Below are 622 nucleotides of genomic sequence, written 5' to 3' on the forward strand. Positions count from 1 at the left end.
ACCACCAAGGTCGTCACCGCCGATGCCCTGCACACCCAGCGCGAACACGCCCGCCGCCTGGTCCGGGAGCACCGGGCGCACTACCTCCTGGTCGTGAAGGGGAACCAGAAGAACCTGCACCGGCAGCTGAAACGCCTGCCCTGGCGGGAGATCGAGCTGCACGACCGCACCGTTGAGGACGGGCACGGCCGCCGGGAGATCCGCCGCTTGAAGGTCTGCTCGGTTCGGCCCGGGCTGCTGTTCCCGCACGCCGTCCAGGCCATCCAGGTCAAACGCCGCCGCACTGACCACACCACCGGCAAAACGACAATCAAAACCATCTACGCCGTCACCAGCCTCGCCCCGGACCACGCAGCCCCCGCCCAGCTCGCCGGCCTCATCCGCGGGCACTGGTCCATCGAGGCCCTGCACCACGTCCGCGATGTCACCTACGCCGAGGACCGCTCACAGATCCGCACCGGTCACGCACCACGCATCATGGCCGGCCTGCGCAACCTGGCCATCGCCCTGGCCGACCTCATGGGCTGGACCAACATCGCCGCCGCCAACGACCACTACCGAGCACACCCCGACCACGCACTTCAACTACTCGATCTCACTACCTGAGAACGCATTCGCCCTG

Annotated in this window: 1 protein-coding gene; it reads left to right on the forward strand. The window is 67.8% G+C overall.

Features of this window, described 5'->3' with window-relative positions:
* Window positions 1-606: ISAs1 family transposase (locus ABGB11_RS42465; RefSeq protein ID WP_347641380.1), on the forward strand; the 606-nt coding region annotated here is incomplete at its 5' end.
* Window positions 607-622 lie beyond the last annotated feature (16 nt).

It is taken from the genome of Actinomadura sp. B10D3, assembly GCF_039871695.1.
In the GTDB taxonomy this organism is placed as follows: Bacteria; Actinomycetota; Actinomycetes; order Streptosporangiales; family Streptosporangiaceae; genus Spirillospora; species Spirillospora madurae.